General features: G+C 48.5%; 2 rRNA genes. Both read left to right on the forward strand.

Annotation, left to right across the window (positions count from 1 at the left end):
• The first annotated feature begins 160 nt into the window (after nucleotides 1–160).
• Nucleotides 161–3,082 (forward strand): 23S ribosomal RNA (locus LFT63_RS12585).
• A gap of 69 nt (nucleotides 3,083–3,151) precedes the next feature.
• A 5S ribosomal RNA gene (gene rrf, locus LFT63_RS12590) occupies nucleotides 3,152–3,266 on the forward strand.
• Nucleotides 3,267–3,271: the final 5 nt, after the last annotated feature.

Consider the following 3,271-nt stretch of genomic DNA (forward strand, 5'->3'; position numbering starts at 1 on the left):
ATTGTACATTGAAAACTAGATAAGTAAGTAAAATATAGATTTTACCAAGCAAAACCGAGTGAATTAGAGTTTTAAAGCTTGAATTCATAAGAAATAATCGCTAGTGTTCGAAAGAACACTCACAAGATTAATAACGCGTTTCCTGTAGGATGGAAACATAGATTAAGTTATTAAGGGCGCACGGTGGATGCCTTGGCACTAGAAGCCGAAGAAGGACGTTACTAACGACGATATGCTTTGGGGAGCTGTAAGTAAGCGTTGATCCAGAGATTTCCGAATGGGGAAACCCAACATGAGTTATGTCATGTTATCGATATGTGAATACATAGCATATCAGAAGGCAGACCCGGAGAACTGAAACATCTTAGTACCCGGAGGAAGAGAAAGAAAAATCGATTCCCTGAGTAGCGGCGAGCGAAACGGGAAGAGCCCAAACCAACAAGCTTGCTTGTTGGGGTTGTAGGACACTCTATACGGAGTTACAAAAGTATATATTAGACGAATCATCTGGAAAGTTGAATCAAAGAAGGTAATAATCCTGTAGTCGAAAATATATACTCTCTTGAGTGGATCCTGAGTACGACGGAGCACGTGAAATTCCGTCGGAATCTGGGAGGACCATCTCCTAAGGCTAAATACTCTCTAGTGACCGATAGTGAACCAGTACCGTGAGGGAAAGGTGAAAAGTACCCCGGAAGGGGAGTGAAAGAGAACTTGAAACCGTGTGCTTACAAGTAGTCAGAGCCCGTTAATGGGTGATGGCGTGCCTTTTGTAGAATGAACCGGCGAGTTACGATTTGATGCAAGGTTAAGCAGTGAATGTGGAGCCGTAGCGAAAGCGAGTCTGAATAGGGCGTTGAGTATTTGGTCGTAGACCCGAAACCAGGTGATCTACCCTTGGTCAGGTTGAAGTTCAGGTAACACTGAATGGAGGACCGAACCGACTTACGTTGAAAAGTGAGCGGATGAACTGAGGGTAGCGGAGAAATTCCAATCGAACCTGGAGATAGCTGGTTCTCTCCGAAATAGCTTTAGGGCTAGCCTCAAGTGATGATTATTGGAGGTAGAGCACTGTTTGGACGAGGGGCCCTTCTCGGGTTACCGAATTCAGACAAACTCCGAATGCCAATCAATTTAACTTGGGAGTCAGAACATGGGTGATAAGGTCCGTGTTCGAAAGGGAAACAGCCCAGACCACCAGCTAAGGTCCCAAAATATATGTTAAGTGGAAAAGGATGTGGCGTTGCCCAGACAACTAGGATGTTGGCTTAGAAGCAGCCATCATTTAAAGAGTGCGTAATAGCTCACTAGTCGAGTGACACTGCGCCGAAAATGTACCGGGGCTAAACATATTACCGAAGCTGTGGATTGTCCGTAGGACAATGGTAGGAGAGCGTTCTAAGGGCGTTGAAGCATGATCGCAAGGACATGTGGAGCGCTTAGAAGTGAGAATGCCGGTGTGAGTAGCGAAAGACGGGTGAGAATCCCGTCCACCGATTGACTAAGGTTTCCAGAGGAAGGCTCGTCCGCTCTGGGTTAGTCGGGTCCTAAGCTGAGGCCGACAGGCGTAGGCGATGGATAACAGGTTGATATTCCTGTACCACCTAGTATCGTTTTAATCGATGGGGGGACGCAGTAGGATAGGCGAAGCGTGCTATTGGATTGCACGTCCAAGCAGTAAGACTGAGTGTTAGGCAAATCCGGCACTCATAAGGTCAAGCTGTGATGGGGAGAGGAAATTGTTTCCTCGAGTCGTTGATTTCACACTGCCAAGAAAAGCCTCTAGATAGATAACAGGTGCCCGTACCGCAAACCGACACAGGTAGTCAAGATGAGAATTCTAAGGTGAGCGAGCGAACTCTCGTTAAGGAACTCGGCAAAATGACCCCGTAACTTCGGGAGAAGGGGTGCTCTTTAGGGTTAACGCCCAGAAGAGCCGCAGTGAATAGGCCCAAGCGACTGTTTATCAAAAACACAGGTCTCTGCTAAACCGTAAGGTGATGTATAGGGGCTGACGCCTGCCCGGTGCTGGAAGGTTAAGAGGAGTAGTTAGCTTCTGCGAAGCTACGAATCGAAGCCCCAGTAAACGGCGGCCGTAACTATAACGGTCCTAAGGTAGCGAAATTCCTTGTCGGGTAAGTTCCGACCCGCACGAAAGGCGTAACGATTTGGGCACTGTCTCAACGAGAGACTCGGTGAAATCATAGTACCTGTGAAGATGCAGGTTACCCGCGACAGGACGGAAAGACCCCGTGGAGCTTTACTGTAGCCTGATATTGAAATTCGGCACAGCTTGTACAGGATAGGTAGGAGCCTTTGAAACGTGAGCGCTAGCTTACGTGGAGGCATTGGTGGGATACTACCCTAGCTGTGTTGGCTTTCTAACCCGCACCACTTATCGTGGTGGGAGACAGTGTCAGGTGGGCAGTTTGACTGGGGCGGTCGCCTCCTAAAAGGTAACGGAGGCGCTCAAAGGTTCCCTCAGAATGGTTGGAAATCATTCATAGAGTGTAAAGGCATAAGGGAGCTTGACTGCGAGACTTACAAGTCGAGCAGGGTCGAAAGACGGACTTAGTGATCCGGTGGTTCCGCATGGAAGGGCCATCGCTCAACGGATAAAAGCTACCCCGGGGATAACAGGCTTATCTCCCCCAAGAGTTCACATCGACGGGGAGGTTTGGCACCTCGATGTCGGCTCATCGCATCCTGGGGCTGTAGTCGGTCCCAAGGGTTGGGCTGTTCGCCCATTAAAGCGGTACGCGAGCTGGGTTCAGAACGTCGTGAGACAGTTCGGTCCCTATCCGTCGTGGGCGTAGGAAATTTGAGAGGAGCTGTCCTTAGTACGAGAGGACCGGGATGGACATACCTCTGGTGTACCAGTTGTCGTGCCAACGGCATAGCTGGGTAGCTATGTATGGACGGGATAAGTGCTGAAAGCATCTAAGCATGAAGCCCCCCTCAAGATGAGATTTCCCAACTTCGGTTATAAGATCCCTCAAAGATGATGAGGTTAATAGGTTCGAGGTGGAAGCGTGGTGACACGTGGAGCTGACGAATACTAATCGATCGAAGACTTAATCAATTTTATGTTTTGCGACGCAAAATCACTTTACTTACTATCTAGTTTTGAATGTATAATACATTCCATTTGTCTGGTGACAATGGCAAGGAGGTCACACCTGTTCCCATGCCGAACACAGAAGTTAAGCTCCTTAGCGCCGATGGTAGTCGGACTAACGTTCCGCTAGAGTAGGACGTTGCCAGGCAAATA

Source organism: Staphylococcus sp. FSL H8-0121 (assembly GCF_038008425.1).
GTDB classification, from domain to species: domain Bacteria; phylum Bacillota; class Bacilli; order Staphylococcales; family Staphylococcaceae; genus Staphylococcus; species Staphylococcus pasteuri.